This is a genomic window from Novosphingobium sp. (assembly GCF_041915465.1).
Classification (GTDB): Bacteria; Pseudomonadota; Alphaproteobacteria; order Sphingomonadales; family Sphingomonadaceae; genus Novosphingobium.
On sequence record NZ_JAYSBK010000017.1, the window covers coordinates 1 to 14,917 of the forward strand.

Consider the following 14,917-nt stretch of genomic DNA (forward strand, 5'->3'; position numbering starts at 1 on the left):
GCGCTCTGCTGGCCCAGGTGCAGCGGATTTGGTGTGTCTGACATGTCACGCGCAATGCCCCGATCGCGCGGCAAGCACAAGTCGGCGGTTGGAAACGGCGGGTTCACTTCCCATTAAGTAGCCGGGCGGCTAGGCGCGTGTCAGAACAAGGAACGGACGTAGTCATGAAAAGGTCAGGGGGAGTGCGGGCTTTGGCAGTCGGCGCGGCGGCGCTGGGCCTGCTGGTCACCGCTGCCCCGACCGCCGCTCAATCGATCACCGACTATCGCCTTCCCGGTGCGACAACAACCCAGGCACCATCGAACGCGCAAGGCCCAGTCGATCCCGACAATCCGGTGGTTCGCCAGCCGGTAGTCCGTCCGACTGCCACCCCATCCCCTGCGCCCACCCTTACCCAGCCAGCACCTGCCCCAAGCGCCACTCCGACCGTGACCCGCACGCCGGCCGCCAGCGCGACTCGGGCCGCCCAGCCTGCGCCGCGCCCAACTGCCGCCAGTCCGGCCGCCGCTCCGACGATCGCCGCGCCCGCACCCGGCGAAACCGCGACCACCTTGCCCGCCACCGAGGCTGCTGCGCCAGCAAGCGCGCCGCTTGGCATGCCCACGCTTGCCGCTCCGGCCGAAGCGCCCACTCCGAGCGCGTCCGGCCTCGCGGCCAATTGGCCTTGGATCGCGGGCGCGCTCGCGGTGCTGGTAGCGCTGTTCGCGGCCTGGTGGTGGCGCGGCCGCGCCGAGCAGACGCCGCGAATCACCTTCGAACCGCCAGTCGTGCCCGAGCCTGAGCCCGAACCCCGGCAGCCCTCCACGCCTGCCCCGGCGCCGCGCCTGCCCGAACCGCAACTCTCGGTCGCCGCCATGCCCCGGACCGGCCTCGCCGTCGCGCTTGAGGCCCGCCGATTGACCGCCTCGCTGGTAGCAACCACGCTTAACTACACTCTCAAGCTCACCAATCACGGCGCCGAACCGTTGACGACACTGGCGGTGGAAGGCGACATGATCTCGGCCCATGCCTCGCTGCCGCCCGAACAGCAGATCGCCAGCGATGCCCAGCGGCTTGAACTGCGCCATGCCGCCGTATCGCTCGAACCGGGCGAAAGCGTCGAATTTTCGGGCGATTTCCGCCTACCGCTGGCCGCCGTCACTCCGATTCGGGCCGGCGAGGCGGCATATTTCGTGCCGCTTGCCAGGCTGCGCATCGAAGGCAGCACCGCTGCGGGCGACAACCTGGTTATGGTGCAGACTTTCGTGGTCGGCGAAGTGCCCGAATATCCCGCCGCCGCCCTGCGCCCCTTCCGGCTCGACCTCGGCCCGCGCACCTTTACGCGGATCGGCCAGCGAGCCGTTGCCTGACGCGCCTGACCGCGCTGACCACTGGCGATTTTCTAAAAGTCCCCCTCGACGTTCGCCCCGGCTGGGTCTAACTCTTTCGCAAGTGCAGCGCGGGGGAAAGCTGCCAAGACGGCGAAATGCCGCGCAGTGAACGTCAGGAGGACACAGGGAACATGGAAAGTCTGGTTTCGACCGAGTGGCTCGCCAACGAAATGGGCGCGAGTGATCTGAGGATTGTGGACTGCACCAAGCATCTGCCTGGCACCGGGCGGGATCCGCAGGCCGAATACGAGGCCGGGCATATCCCCGGCGCGGTATTCATGGACCTCGGCGACCTGGTGGATAGCAATGCTCCGGTTGAGAACACCCTGCCCCCGGCGGAAAAGTTTGCCAGCCGGATGCAGTCGCTGGGCCTCGGCGATGGCAGCCGGATCGTGCTCTACGATGACAGCGCGGTGAAGACCTCGGCACGCGCCTGGTTCATGCTCAAGATGTTCGGCGCGCACGACGTCGCGATCCTCGATGGCGGCATTGCCAAGTGGAAGGCCGAAGGCCGCGCCGTGGCCCAGGGCAAGGAAACCCTGCGCCACCGCCACTTCACCGTCTGGCAGGATGACAAGAACGTGCGCACCAAAGCCCACGTGCTGGCCAACCTCCATTCGAAGGAAGAACAAGTAATCGACGCGCGCGGCGCCAAGCGCTGGTCGGGCGAAGAAGCCGATCCGCGCCCGGGCATCGCCTGCGGCCACATCCCAGGTTCGTTCAACGTCCCATACACGGTCCTGTATAACGCCGACGGCACCTTCAAGGACAAGGCCGGCCTCAAGGCCGCGTTTGAAGGTGCCGGGGTGGACCTGTCGAAGCCGGTCATCACCAGCTGCGGCAGCGGGGTTACCGCCTGCGTCCTGATCTTTGCCCTCCACCTGATCGGCAAGGACGATGCCGCGCTTTACGATGGCAGCTGGACCGAGTGGGGCAACGACCCGGATACTCCCAAGGCGACCTTGACCGCTGCGTGAGGCAGGGTCACCACTAACCTGATGAGCGGTCACGACGACGAGAACCTGAAGCCGGCGACCCGGCTGGTCACCAGCGGGCGACGGGCGGACTGGACGGGAACGCCCAGCGAGCCGGGTTCGGTCGTGAGCGTGCCGGTCTGGCGCGCCAGCACGCACCTCTATCCCGATACGGCCGCGCTGCATGCCGGAAAGCCCAATGCCGACGGCCATTTCTATTACGGCCGTCGCGGCGCGCCGACCCAGTGGGCGCTGGCCGACGCGCTGACCGCGCTGGAACCGGGCGCCGCCGGAACCGTGCTTTATCCCTCGGGCGTGGCGGCTTTGGCGGGCGCGCTCATGGCAGTGCTGCGCCCTGGCGATGTCCTGCTGATGACCGACAACGCCTATGAGCCGACCCGCAGTATGGGACGCGGATTGCTGAAGGACTTCGGTGTCGAGACCCGATGGTTCGATCCGCTCGACCCGGCCGCCTTTGAAGCCGCGATTTGCGAGCGGACCAAGGCCGTCCTGCTTGAAAGCCCGGGCAGCCTGACCATGGAAGTACAGGACGTTCCCGCGCTTTCCGCCATCGCGCACGCACGCGGGGTGACCGTGGTACTCGACAACACCTGGGCATCGCCGCTGGGCTTTCCCGCGCTCGAACGCGGTGCCGACATCGCGGTGATGAGCCTGACCAAGCACGTCGGCGGGCACAGCGACGTCATGCTCGGCAGCGCCAGCGCGGGCGAGAAATACTACGCCAGGCTGCGCCACAGGGCGCAGCAGCTGGGCCAGGTCGTTTCGCCAGACGACGCCGCGCTCGCTTCGCGGGGCTTGCGCACCATGGGTCTTCGGCTCGAACGTGAAACCTCAAGTGCGCTTGAGATTGCCAAGTGGCTGGAATCGCGCGCTGAAATCGCAAGGGTGCTTTGCCCGATGCTGCCCGGTTCGCCCGGTCACGATGTGTGGAAACGCGATTTCAGCGGCGGCTGCGGGCTGTTCAGCTTCGTCTTCAAGGGCAAGGATGGCGCGGCGCGCGATGCCTTTATCGATGCACTCAGCCTGTTCGGGATCGGCTTCAGCTGGGGCGGGTTCGAAAGCCTTGCCACCCCGATCGATCCGGCAAGCCTGCGCAGCGCCACCGCCTGGCCGCTGCCCGGTATGGCCAGCACCGACCGCTTTGGCGTGCGCCTGTCGATCGGGCTTGAAGACCCGGCAGACCTGATCGCCGACATGGAGCGCGGCCTTGCCGCCTGGAACTCCGCCCGGAACGCAGCATGAATGCAATTCGCAGCATCCCCGAATTCATGGGCTGGCTCGATTCCTTCGGGTTCGATGTCGGCGACTATCGCATTTCGATCTACCGGGCGCTGCTGATCGTCGCGGTTGGTGCCGGGGTCCTCGTCTCGGGCTGGTTCATCAACATGTTCGTCAAGCGCATGTTCCGCCGCATGACCCGGCTGGACGGGGCGGAGCAGCTGCTCGGCGAAAAGCTGGTGGGGATCGTCGTCTGGCTGGGGCTGATCCTGATCGGGATCGACATCCTTGGCATCAGCCTGACCGCTCTTACGGTGTTTTCCGGCGCGATCGGCCTTGCCGTCGGCTTTGGCCTGCAGAAGACCTTCGGCAACCTGATTTCCGGCATCATCCTGCTGATGGACCGGTCGATCAAGCCGGGCGACGTAATCGCGGTGGGCGATGGCACGACCCGCACTTTCGGCCAAGTCAACCGGATCGGCATCCGAGCCGTTTCGGTCATCACCCGCGATCAGATCGAATATATCATCCCCAACGAACTGCTGATGACCAGCCAGGTCGAAAACTGGTCGTTCAGCTCGCGCGACGTGCGAATCCGCGTACCGGTGGGCGTGGCCTACTCCAGCGACATCGAGCTGGTGGAGCGCCTGCTGCTGGAAGCCGCCCGCGAATTGCCACGGCTGCGCAATCTGCTTGAACCAACGGTCTGGGTGACCGGCTTCGGCCCCAATGCGATCGATTTCGAAGTGCAGGTGTGGATCGACGATCCGGAGGTCGGGATCGGTGACCTGCGCTCGGACCTGCTTAAGCTCATCCTGAAGAAGTTCCGCGCGAACGGTGTGGAAATTCCCTTTCCGCAGCAGGATGTTCATATCCGGGATTGGCCGCCCCGCAGCGAGGGCGATAGCTGACCTTACCCCCTGCAAAGGCTTTCTGACTGGCAAGTCCCGATGCGCGGGGCCAATTCGCCAGCATGAGCAAAGCTAACACCCCCTCTGCCGGTAAGGTCTGGCTGGTCGGCGCCGGTCCCGGCGATCCCGATCTGCTGACGCTGCGCGCCGCGCGGCTGATCATGCAGGCGCGCCTGATCGTGCACGATGGGTTGGTCGATCCCGCGATCCTGGCCCTCGCCCGCGCCGGCACGCAGCTCGTCTCCGTCGCCAAGAGCCGTTCGCGCCACACTATGCGCCAGGAAGAGATCAACGCCCTGCTGGTGCGCGAGGCGCTGGCGGGCCGCGATGTGGTGCGCCTGAAGGGCGGCGATCCGTTCATTTTCGGGCGGGGCGGTGAAGAGGCCGAAGCCTGCCGCGCGGCGGGCGTGCCGGTGGAAGTCGTCCCCGGGATCAGCGCCGCGATCGGCGCGGCTGCCGCCGCCCAGCTGCCGCTGACCCACCGCAAGGCGGCTTCGGTCGTCAGCTTCGTCGCGGGGCAGTGCAAGGGCCTGTCGGACCAGAACTGGGCCGGCCTTGCCGGTGTTGGCCGCACGCTGGTGATCTACATGGGCGTCGCCACGGCCGAAGCCATCGCCGAAAAGCTGATCGCCGACGGCCTTGCCCCCGAAATGCCCGTCGCCGTGATCGAAAACGCCACCCGCCCCGAAATGCGCGTGCTGCGCGGTCCACTGGCCGGGCTGCCGACGCTGGTTGCGGCGAACAAGGTCAAAAGCCCTGCACTGATCGTGATCGGAGAAGTCACGGCCGAACCGCAGGCAGAAGCAGAACTGCGCGCCATCGCGCTGGAGGTTGTGAAGTGAAGATCCTGACCGGGAATGATTTGAAATCCGGCGCCGTCACCTGGTGGGACGGCGTACAGTGGTCGCTCCATGTCGAAGACGCCGTCGATGTGGGTGACCACGCCGAAGCGATCATGGACCGCGAACAGGCCGCGCGCCGGGTGACCGGAGCCTATGCGATCGAAGCGGTCAAGGACGCGGACGGCGTCCGTCCGGCTCACATCAAGGACCGCATCCGCGCGCTCGGCCCGACCGTGCGTCCCGACCTTACGCTTAAGCCGGCCGATCCCGAAGCCGGCAACTGGGTGATCTGATGTACAAGTATGACCAATACGACCAGGCCATGGTCGATGCCCGCGTTGACGAGTTCCGCGACCAAGTTCGCCGCCGTCTCGATGGCAGCCTGCCCGAGGAAGCCTTCCGCCCGCTGCGCCTGATGAACGGGCTCTACCTGCAGCTCCACGCCTATATGCTGCGCGTGGCGGTGCCCTATGGCACGCTCAATTCCGCGCAGATGCGGATGCTGGGCGACATCGCCGACAAGTATGACCGCGGCTATGGCCACTTCACCACCCGCCAGAACATCCAGTACAACTGGATCAAGCTGGAAGACGCGCCCGACATTCTGGCCGACCTCGCCTCGGTCGAAATGCACGCAATCCAGACCAGCGGGAACTGCATCCGCAACACCACGTCCGATCAGTACGCCGGGGCCGCCGCCGACGAAGTCGTCGATCCGCGCCCCTATGCCGAACTGATCCGCCAATGGAGCACGTTCCATCCGGAATTCAGCTTCCTGCCGCGCAAGTTCAAGATGGCGGTAATCGCCAGCGCGACCGACCGCGCGGCAATGCGCCTGCACGACATCGGCATCGAGATTGTGAAGAACGAAGCCGGTGAAATCGGCGCCGCGTTCTATGTCGGCGGCGGCATGGGCCGCACCCCGATGATCGCGCCGTGCATCAACGCCTTCGTGCCGATCGACCAGATGATCACCTATTCCGAGGCTTGCCTGCGGGTCTACAACCGCTATGGCCGGCGCGACAACAAGTACAAGGCGCGGATCAAGATCCTGGTCCACGAACTGGGCAAGGACGAATACACCCGCCAGGTCGAGGAAGAATTCGCCCACCTGCTCACGCAAAATATCGAGCCGCCGCTGGCCGAGCTGGAGCGCATCAAGGCGCACTTCACCGATCCTGCTTTCGAGGCTGGCGCTTCGGACGAAATCGACCGCTCCGACCCGGGCTTCGCGCTCTGGCTTGATCGCAATACCGTGGCGCACAAGCAGCCCGGCTATGCCATCGCGGTGATCAGCCTGAAGCCCGTCGGCGGCATCCCGGGGGACGCCAGCGCTGACCAGATCCGCCTGATGGCCGATCTGGCCAAGCAGTACAGCTTCGACGAACTGCGCGTGACCCACGCCCAGAACATCGTCCTGCCGCACGTCAGGAAGGCCGATCTTTACACGCTGTGGCAGGTGCTCGAAGCGAATGGCCTTGGCTCGGCCAACCTTGACCGGATCGGCGACATCATCGCCTGCCCGGGCCTCGATTACTGCACGCTCGCCAATGCCCGCTCGATCCCGATCGCGCAGAAGATCTCTGAACGCATGGCTGCGAAAGAGCAGGAAATCGGCGAGCTGAAGCTCAAGATTTCGGGCTGCATCAACGCTTGCGGCCACCACCACGCGGGCCACATCGGCATCCTCGGGGTCGACCGCAAGGGGGTGGAGAACTACCAGTTGCTGCTGGGCGGAAGCGAAGCGGCAGACACTTCGCTCGGCCAGATCACCGGCCCCGGCTTCGACGAGAACGGGATCGTCGATGCGGTCGAACGCGCCACCGATTTCTACCTCGCGCAGCGCCAGGATGGCGAGCGCTTTCTCGATACCTACCGCCGTCTTGGCATGCCTGCGTTCAAGGAGGCGATCTATGGCTGAAGTCCAGTTCCGGTTCCGCGATGACGAACCGGTGTCCGATCCCGGCGTCACCGTCGATGCCTTTGGCGATCAGTCCAACGCCGCCGCTGTCCGGATCGAACCGGGCGATGACGCGCGCGACCTGCTGCCCCACCTTGGCCGGATTCAACTGATCGAAGTGAACTTCCCGGTGTTCGGCGACGGCCGCGGATCTTCGGCTGCCCGCATCCTGCGTGAGGCCGGCTATACCGGCGAGCTGCGCGCGGTGGGCGAGGTGCTGGTCGACCAGATCGCGTTCATGCGGCGCTGCGGCTTTGATTCCTTCGCACCCGACATTCCCCTCAATGCCGCCGATGCCGAGGCTGCGTTCAGTCGCTATGGCGAGGTCTATCAGCCGACCACCGATGGTCGCGCTCCGATCTGGGCGTCGCGTCACGGGGTGCCCCAGCGTGCCTGAAACCGCCCGGCGCATCGACCGGCTGGACACTGCGGCGCGTTTTACCGCCGCGCAGGCTGAAGCGCTCAACGCGCGCTTTGCGGGTGTCGGCACGCACGAAATGCTTGAAGCGGTGCTGAAGGACGGCCTGGCTGGACGGATTGCCGCGGTGTCCAGCTTCGGCGCGGAAAGCGCGGTGCTGCTTCACCTGCTCGCCAGAATCGACAAGGCGGTGCCGGTGCTGTTCCTCGATACGGGCAAGCATTTCCCCGAAACGCTGGCCTATCGCGATGAACTGGTGGCGCGGATCGGCCTCACCAATCTGATCAACCTGACGCCCGAGCAGGAGGACATCGCCAAGCGCGACGAAAACGGCCTGCGCTGGTCCTATGACCCGGATGGCTGCTGCGAGATCCGCAAGGTGGCTCCGCTGGCCAAGGCGCTGACGGGCTTCGATGCCAGCTTCACCGGCCGCAAGGGCTTCCAGAGCGCGACCCGCGCCGGCCTTGCCCGCTTCGAGCTGGATACCACTGATGCCGCCGGGCGGCTCAAGGTCAATCCGCTGGCCGACTGGTCGAGCGACCAGATCGAAAGCTATTTCACCGCCACCGGCCTGCCGCCGCACCCGCTGGTGACGCAGGGCTATCCTTCCATCGGCTGCTCGCCCTGCACCAGCAAGGTTGCGCCGGGCGAGGACCCGCGCGCGGGCCGCTGGCGCGGCTGGGACAAGACCGAATGCGGCATCCACGTCGATGGCGCGGCCGAAGGCGTCACGGATCTGCCACCAGGTTACGATCCGGCGTTCTGACCCGGATCAGTCTCGCGGCGCCAACAGGTCTTCGATGAACAGGCTGACCAGCGCGGCCTGGCTGGTGACCCCGGCCTTGGCGTAGACGTGGCTGAGCTGCGCTCGCACCGTTCCAGGCGAAGCGTGGCGCAGCCTTGCGATTTCCGCCGCATCACAGCCCTTGAGCGCGAATAGCGCGACGTCGCTTTCCGCGCGGGTCAGCCCCCATTCGTCAAACTTGCGTGCGATGTGCTCGGCCAGCGCACCCGAGGCAATCGCCAGCGCCTGTTCGCTCCGCCGCGCCTCGGCCAGCAGGACGCGCGTATGCCAGGCTCCCAAACCGACGCCTGCCAGCAGGGCAAAGGCGATCAACGCTTCGATCAGGATATGGCGCGTCATGCCATCTTCGGCGGCATCGCCCAGCGCATCCGCCACGAAGAACACCGCCGCAACAGCCTGAACCACGACAATCGCCGCGACCAACACGATCTGCCGGTCGCGGCGCTTGTCATGCGAAGATGGGGTTTGCGTCATTCAGGCCCTCGGTTCAGGCGCTGCGATTGCCACCCGGCAGCATCGCGCCAACAATCTCGCGCCCGCTGCGCCGCGTTTCGAAGACGACGCCCATCAGGTGCAGTGCAATCAGCAGATAGAGCAGATTGACGGCGATCTCATGCACTTCTTCCAGTGCTTCGTCTTCCTCGCCTTCGCCACCCTCACCTGCTTCGCCGCCTTCAGCAGCTTCGGCGCGCTCGGCGGCAGGTGCAGGAGCAGCCAGTTCACCGCGCTCGCGCGCTTCCTCTGCTTCGCTTTGACGACCTTCGCTCGCTGCCGCTTCGCCCTTTTCCCCGCCTTCGCGGCCTTCGACGGCAGAGGGATTGGCGGGCGGGGGGCCGGACATGGCGATACCGCTGCCGATTACCACCAGCAGGGTGCCCCAAATCGCGTAGACCATCAGCGCGCCAAGCGGATTGTGCGAGGCATGGCGCTTCACTTCGCCGCGCCCGATCTCACCCAGATGCGCCACGGCCCTGCCCGGGCTTGGCGGAAAGGCGCTGAAGCGTGCCTCACGCGGACCGATCACGCCCCACAGCAGCCGCAGCCCCAGCAGCGCAGCGAGGCCATAGCCGACCCAGATGTGCCAGCCGGAACCTTCCTCGGTTACCAGCGCATTGCCGATCACGGCGGCAACAATGCCCCAGTGGGTCAGCTTGACGATCGGATCCCAGCGGCGCGGCTGCGGCGTGATCTGTTCGGTGGTGTCAGTCATGTCGGTGCTCCTGTGCTCCCCGCCGGGGAACTGGCACCGTACGCGCCCCTGCGCGAGGCACAGGCGCTTACACAGGCACGCCTAAGCAGCTGCTTAGATCAAAACCACTTGTTCTCGCGGTACCACTGGGCCGTCGCCTTGAGCCCCTCGCGCGTGGAAATCAGCGGTCGCCACAAACCCTGCGGCGGACGCTTGCCATGACTGACCACCCAGTCAGGATGGCTCATATAACCAACTCGGTCGAGCGTCAGCTTGGCCTTGTGGCGGCGCAGGAACGTGTCTGCCCTGGCCACTTTTTCGAGCGCCCCGCGCGAAAGGTGCAGCACCATCGGCCGCCGACCCACTGCCCAGCCGATCGCGCGGGCAAGTTCATAGTGACTCCAGCCGTCCTTGCGCCCATCGTCAGGCTCGAACGTGCGGTGACTGACCCCTTCTCCGCCCGGCACCAGGGCCAGCAGCAGGCGCGACAGGTCTTCCGCGTGGATCACCGAAGTGCGTCCGTCGCTGGGCGGCATCGGCATTAGCCCCCAGCGGGCGAGGCGGAACATGTCGAACATCTCGGTGTCGCGCGGACCGTAGACCGCCGGCGGACGCACGATCGACCAGTCGAGCGCACTGGCCTTGACCAGCTTTTCCGCGCGGGCCTTGGACGCCCCATAAACCGATAGTGAAGGTTCGCGCGCCGAAAGCGAAGAAACCAGCACGAAGCGCTGCACGCCCTCGGCCTTCGCGGCCTCGATCAGATTGAGCGTGCCGGTGACGTTGCCCGTCTCGAACCCGGCGGGATCGGGGGCATTGACCACACCGGCAACATGGATCACCGCCTCGGCCCCGCGCACCAGCTGGCGCAAGGCATTGTGAGCTTCAAGATCGCCCTGCACCCATTCGACACCCTTGCGCGCGCCTTGCCCGCGCCGGGTCAGCGCCCGCACTTCCAACCCGGCCTTGGCCGACTGATCAAGCAGCGTCTGTCCGACGAAACCGGTCGCCCCGGTGATCGCTATCGTCACAGAACGACCAGCTGGTCGCGGTGGACCACGGCGGAGCGCGGGGCATAACCCAGCAGTTCGGCCTGCTCGCCCGATTGCGTGCCCATCAGCCGCGCGCATTCGGCGGCATCGTATTCGGCCAGGCCATGCGCCAGCGTTGCCCCTGCGTCGCTTTGGATCGCCACAGCATCGCCGCGCTGAAACTCGCCTTCGACGCCAACGATCCCGGCGGCAAGCAGGCTTCCGCCCCGGCCCAGCGCCCGCGCGGCACCGGCATCGACGGTCAGTACGCCTTTCAGCCGCAGCCGACCGCCCAGCCAGGCCTTGCGCGCGGCATCCTTGCGGCGCGGCAGGAACAGCGTCCCGATCCCCTGCTGGCAGGCCCGCGCCACCGGTGCATCGTGAAGGCCGCTGGCGATCACCAGCGCGATCCCGGCGCGTTCGGCAATTTCGGCCGCCTGCAGCTTGGACGTCATCCCGCCCGAACCCATGCCGGACGAGGAGCCGCCCGTCGCCATCGCGTGAATTTCCGCCGTCACCCCGCGCACTTCGTGCAGCATCTGCGCCCCGGCTTCGGCCGGGTTGCGGTCGAACAGGCCATCGACGTCGGAGAGCAGCAGCACCGCATCGGCCCGCGCGGCTTGTGCCACGCGCGCGGCGAGCCGGTCGTTGTCGCCAAAACGGATTTCCTGCGTGGCGACGCTGTCATTCTCGTTGATCACCGGCACGGCGCCAGCGTCCATCAGCCGGGTCAGCGTGGCCGTGGCGTTGAGGTAGCGGCGGCGATCCTCAAGGTCTTCGAGCGTCAGCAGCAATTGCGCGGCGGTAAGCCCATGCGCGCCCAGCAGTTCGGCCCACAGCCCCGACAGCGCGATCTGGCCCACGGCAGCGGCGGCCTGTGCATCGGCGAGGCTGCCGCGCCCGCCCTTGTCGAGCTTGAGCGTCGCCGCTCCCAGCGCAATCGCGCCGGACGACACCACGATCACGTCTTGACCGCGCGCCCGCGCCGCGGCGATTTCGGTAACCAGCCCTTGCAGCCATTCGCGCCGTACGCCCTGCTTGCCGACCAGCAACGACGAGCCGACCTTGACCACCAGACGGGGGCAGGCCTTGGCATCGGCAAGGTCGGAAAGGCGCGCGATCTTCATCGCGGCGGGATTAGGCAAAATGCGCCGAGATGCAAGCGTTCCGGATCAGAGCGGCGACCACGGAGTGTCGTCGCTCTCTTCGCGCTCACCGGCAGGGCGCTCGGTAACAGTCGCGGCGGGCAAGTATTCGAGCACCGCGTCGAGCAGGGCGTCGAGGCCCTTGCCGGTCGCGCCCGAGATCGGAAACACGCGCTTGGCCCCTGCCGCCTTCAATTCCTTGACGAAGGCGCCGACCAGTTCCTTGTCGACCGTGTCGATCTTGTTGAGCGCGATCAGGCGCGGCTTTTCGTCCAGTCCCTCGCCATAGGCGGCCAGTTCGTCCTCGACGATTTCCAGCGCCTCCGCCGGGTCGGTGCCGTTCACGTCGATCAGGTGGATCAGCACGCGGCAGCGCTCGATATGGCCCAGGAACCGGTCACCCACGCCCGCGCCTTCGGCCGCGCCAGCGATCAGCCCGGGGATGTCAGCCAGCACGAATTCGCGGTTCTTGTGCCGCACCACGCCCAGCTGCGGGCGCAGTGTGGTGAAGGCATAGTCGCCCACCTTGGCCTTGGTGTTGGTGATCTGGTTGATGAAGGTGGACTTGCCCGCATTGGGCAGGCCGACCAGGCCCACGTCGGCCAGCAGCTTCAAGCGCAGCCAGACCCACAGTTCCTCGGTCGGCATGCCCGGCTGATGCTGGCGCGGGGCGCGATTGGTGCTGGTCTTGTAGCTGGCATTGCCGCGCCCGCCCAGCCCGCCTTCAAGCAGGGTCACGCGTTGGCCCGCCTCGGTGAGGTCAGCCAGTACCGTTTCGCGATCATCGTCGGAAATGACCTGCGTGCCCACAGGCACCTTGATTACCAGATCCTCGCCCGCCGCACCGTTGCGGTTCTTACCCGAACCATGGCCACCGCGCTGGGCCTTGAAGTGCTGGGTATAGCGAAAGTCGATCAGGGTATTGAGGCCCGCGACCGCTTCGAAAATGATATCGCCGCCCTTGCCGCCATTGCCGCCGTCCGGCCCGCCGTACTGGATGTATTTCTCACGCCGGAACGAGACCGCCCCAGGGCCGCCTGCGCCCGCGCGAACATAGATCTTGGCCTGGTCGAGAAAATGCATGGTGTTCTGAATGTCGCAAAGGTGGTCAGCGACAATCAGCCTACCACGTCGGGAAAGAAAAAGCGCTACTGGTGGAGCCGAGGGGGATCGAACCCCTGACCTCGTCATTGCGAACGACGCGCTCTCCCATCTGAGCTACGGCCCCGTTCCAGTGCGAGCGCGGAGCGACAATGCCGTCCCGCGAGAGCGGCTCCTTAGCGAAGAGGTGCCACTCATGAAAGAACAAATTTAGCAGCTGACGCGATCAATGCGTCGCGGGCGCGGACAAGGCCCCCTGTGGCTGCGGGCTGGCAGGCTTGGGCGCGTACTTGGCATCCCAGTTCGCGGCATCGCCAAGGTACTGCTCATAACTGCGGAAGAAGGTTTCGAACACGGAATCAAGCAGAGCCAGGCTGCGGGTCGAGAACGCCGTCAATTCGGCCGGCTTCACCGTGGTCGATTCGCGCGCCACGACCAGCGCGGCATCGCAAAAGTTCTGCAGCGTCGGCGGGTAGGCGTAGAAATTATAGACCTGCGTCATGTAGGCCTCGCGCGGGCGGATATAGCCGGCACCGTGCTTCTTCTTGAATTCGGCGTCGACCGTGGCGTTAGCGTTGGCAAGGCCCTTCTTCTGGATCTTGAGGAAGGTCTTGTAGCCGCTGAGGATCTCGGCATGCTCAGGCGACAGGCAGTTGAGCGCGGCGACGTTGTAGGCCGAGCGCAGATTCCACACGGTCTGCGCGGGCGAGATATGCGCGTTGATCGTGTTGCGAACCCCGTCGGGCCCCATGGTCGGCACAAACAGGCCGGCAGCCGCGCCCAGCGGCGGCATCGGGCGCGGCGGGATTACCACGACCGGCGGCGGGGGCGACGGGGGCGGCGGGGGCGGCGGGGTCGACTTCGGGCCACACGCGGCCAGGGCCGTGAGCATGACAGCGATCCCGCCCACCATTACCGACTTGCGAAACTGCGAACCCATTGCCTTCAAACCCTCATATTCCGGCAAAGCCGCGAAACTCACCAAACTGCCCCAAATCAAGGCTTCGTCGCAGCACTATACCGATTGCCGCGCAATGAAAATGCCCGGAGCACCGCTTGGCACTCCGGGCACGACATTCTGTGGTTGATTGTCGATCAGCGGCGATCGCCAAGGAACCGCAGCAGGTAAAGGAACATGTTGATGAAATCGAGGTAGAGGTTCAGCGCCCCCATCACGACTGCCTTGCCGGCAAAATCGGTACCGGCGACATAGGCATACTGTTCCTTGAGCTTCTGGGTGTCATAGGCGGTGAGCCCGGCGAAGATCAGCACGCCGATCACGCTGGTGGCCCAGTACAGCCCCGGCGACTTGAGCCAGAGGTTGAGCAGCGAGGCCACGATCAGGCCGATCAGGCCCATCAGGAAGAAGGTGCCCAAGCCCGACAGATCGCGCCCGGTGCTGTAGCCATAGAGGCTCAGCCCCGCGAAGGCCGCAGCGGTCGAGAAGAAGGCCACCGCGATCGAGCCGCCGGTATAGACGAGGAAGATCATCGACAGCGACAGGCCCATCGTTGCCGCGAAGGCCCAGAACAGGATCTGCAGCGTCGAGGTCTGCATGCGGTTGAGGCCAAAGCTCATCGCCAGGATAAAGCCCAGCGGCGCCAGCTGGATCACGAAACCCAACGGCGAGGTCATGAGCTGGAGCGCCATGCCCGAACGCGCGAACAGCATCGCGATGATGCCCGAAAGCAGCACGCCCGAAGCCATGTAGTTGTAAATCGCCAGCATGTGGCGACGCAGCCCTTCGTCACTCGAAACACCGCCAAACGAAATGCCATTCAGCGAAGGCGAGGCACCAAAGCCCGTGCCGGTGGGCTGCCGATCATTCCAGTCAGCCATCAGTCAAAACTCCTTGTCCGCCCCGCAATAGAGGCGATGAACGGAATATCGGGCTGAAAGCCCACGCTTTCAAGCAAAACACGACAAGGCTTC

The 14,917-nt window shown here is 65.7% G+C and carries 16 protein-coding genes and 1 tRNA gene; 9 read left to right on the top strand and 8 right to left on the bottom strand.

Annotated features, from left to right (window positions below; translation table 11 throughout):
* The first annotated feature begins 182 nt into the window (after nucleotides 1-182).
* The 9 genes from ACE3SN_RS04975 (at nucleotide 183) to ACE3SN_RS05015 (ending at nucleotide 8,480) form a co-directional block, all read left to right on the top strand.
* Nucleotides 183-1,349: a hypothetical protein gene (locus ACE3SN_RS04975; RefSeq protein ID WP_374528059.1), complete on the top strand. Its 1,167-nt coding sequence runs from the start codon at nucleotides 183-185 to the stop codon at nucleotides 1,347-1,349.
* A gap of 152 nt (nucleotides 1,350-1,501) precedes the next feature.
* On the top strand, nucleotides 1,502-2,347 hold the full coding sequence (gene sseA, locus ACE3SN_RS04980; protein ID WP_374528061.1) for a 3-mercaptopyruvate sulfurtransferase: 846 nt from the start codon (nucleotides 1,502-1,504) through the stop codon (nucleotides 2,345-2,347).
* 21 nt (nucleotides 2,348-2,368) lie between these two features.
* Nucleotides 2,369-3,607, top strand: coding sequence for a cystathionine beta-lyase (gene metC / locus ACE3SN_RS04985; RefSeq protein WP_374528063.1), 1,239 nt, complete (start codon nucleotides 2,369-2,371; stop codon nucleotides 3,605-3,607).
* Nucleotides 3,604-4,494 carry a mechanosensitive ion channel family protein gene (locus ACE3SN_RS04990; RefSeq protein WP_374528064.1) on the top strand — a complete coding sequence of 297 codons (891 nt, stop codon included), beginning with the start codon at nucleotides 3,604-3,606 and terminating at the stop codon, nucleotides 4,492-4,494. Before metC ends, ACE3SN_RS04990 begins: the two co-directional genes overlap by 4 nt.
* 62 nt (nucleotides 4,495-4,556) lie before the next feature.
* On the top strand, nucleotides 4,557-5,336 hold the full coding sequence (gene cobA / locus ACE3SN_RS04995; protein WP_374528066.1) for a uroporphyrinogen-III C-methyltransferase: 780 nt from the start codon (nucleotides 4,557-4,559) through the stop codon (nucleotides 5,334-5,336).
* Complete coding sequence (locus ACE3SN_RS05000) at nucleotides 5,333-5,629, top strand: DUF2849 domain-containing protein (RefSeq protein ID WP_374528067.1); 297 nt, start codon at nucleotides 5,333-5,335, stop codon at nucleotides 5,627-5,629. The genes cobA and ACE3SN_RS05000 overlap by 4 nt, the downstream gene beginning before the upstream one ends.
* On the top strand, nucleotides 5,629-7,257 hold the full coding sequence (locus tag ACE3SN_RS05005; RefSeq protein ID WP_374528069.1) for a nitrite/sulfite reductase: 1,629 nt from the start codon (nucleotides 5,629-5,631) through the stop codon (nucleotides 7,255-7,257). The genes ACE3SN_RS05000 and ACE3SN_RS05005 overlap by 1 nt, the downstream gene beginning before the upstream one ends.
* Complete coding sequence (locus ACE3SN_RS05010) at nucleotides 7,250-7,693, top strand: DUF934 domain-containing protein (protein WP_374528070.1); 444 nt, start codon at nucleotides 7,250-7,252, stop codon at nucleotides 7,691-7,693. Before ACE3SN_RS05005 ends, ACE3SN_RS05010 begins: the two co-directional genes overlap by 8 nt.
* Nucleotides 7,641-8,480 carry a phosphoadenylyl-sulfate reductase gene (locus ACE3SN_RS05015; RefSeq protein WP_374528072.1) on the top strand — a complete coding sequence of 280 codons (840 nt, stop codon included), beginning with the start codon at nucleotides 7,641-7,643 and terminating at the stop codon, nucleotides 8,478-8,480. Before ACE3SN_RS05010 ends, ACE3SN_RS05015 begins: the two co-directional genes overlap by 53 nt.
* A 6-nt stretch (nucleotides 8,481-8,486) precedes the next feature.
* Here the strand turns inward: ACE3SN_RS05015 and ACE3SN_RS05020 are convergent, their stop codons facing one another.
* The 8 genes from ACE3SN_RS05020 to ACE3SN_RS05055 all read right to left on the bottom strand — a co-directional run bounded on the left by ACE3SN_RS05020 (nucleotide 8,487) and on the right by ACE3SN_RS05055 (nucleotide 14,824).
* Nucleotides 8,487-8,993 carry a helix-turn-helix transcriptional regulator gene (locus tag ACE3SN_RS05020; protein ID WP_374528074.1) on the bottom strand — a complete coding sequence of 169 codons (507 nt, stop codon included), beginning with the start codon at nucleotides 8,991-8,993 and terminating at the stop codon, nucleotides 8,487-8,489.
* A gap of 13 nt (nucleotides 8,994-9,006) precedes the next feature.
* Nucleotides 9,007-9,729 carry a cytochrome b/b6 domain-containing protein gene (locus tag ACE3SN_RS05025; protein ID WP_374528075.1) on the bottom strand — a complete coding sequence of 241 codons (723 nt, stop codon included), beginning with the start codon at nucleotides 9,727-9,729 and terminating at the stop codon, nucleotides 9,007-9,009.
* Between the two features lie 98 nt (nucleotides 9,730-9,827).
* A complete protein-coding gene (locus ACE3SN_RS05030; RefSeq protein WP_374528077.1) occupies nucleotides 9,828-10,739 on the bottom strand; it encodes an NAD-dependent epimerase/dehydratase family protein in 912 nt (303 codons plus the stop codon).
* Entirely contained in the window at nucleotides 10,736-11,866 is a 1,131-nt protein-coding gene (gene proB / locus ACE3SN_RS05035; RefSeq protein WP_374528079.1) for a glutamate 5-kinase, read from the bottom strand. Before proB ends, ACE3SN_RS05030 begins: the two co-directional genes overlap by 4 nt.
* 45 nt (nucleotides 11,867-11,911) lie before the next feature.
* Complete coding sequence (obgE, locus tag ACE3SN_RS05040) at nucleotides 11,912-12,967, bottom strand: GTPase ObgE (RefSeq protein ID WP_374528081.1); 1,056 nt, start codon at nucleotides 12,965-12,967, stop codon at nucleotides 11,912-11,914.
* A gap of 69 nt (nucleotides 12,968-13,036) precedes the next feature.
* Nucleotides 13,037-13,112: transfer RNA gene (locus tag ACE3SN_RS05045), tRNA-Ala, on the bottom strand.
* A 99-nt stretch (nucleotides 13,113-13,211) separates the two neighbouring features.
* Nucleotides 13,212-13,925 carry a hypothetical protein gene (locus ACE3SN_RS05050; protein WP_374528083.1) on the bottom strand — a complete coding sequence of 238 codons (714 nt, stop codon included), beginning with the start codon at nucleotides 13,923-13,925 and terminating at the stop codon, nucleotides 13,212-13,214.
* Between the two features lie 155 nt (nucleotides 13,926-14,080).
* Nucleotides 14,081-14,824: a Bax inhibitor-1/YccA family protein gene (locus tag ACE3SN_RS05055; protein ID WP_374528085.1), complete on the bottom strand. Its 744-nt coding sequence runs from the start codon at nucleotides 14,822-14,824 to the stop codon at nucleotides 14,081-14,083.
* Nucleotides 14,825-14,917: the final 93 nt, after the last annotated feature.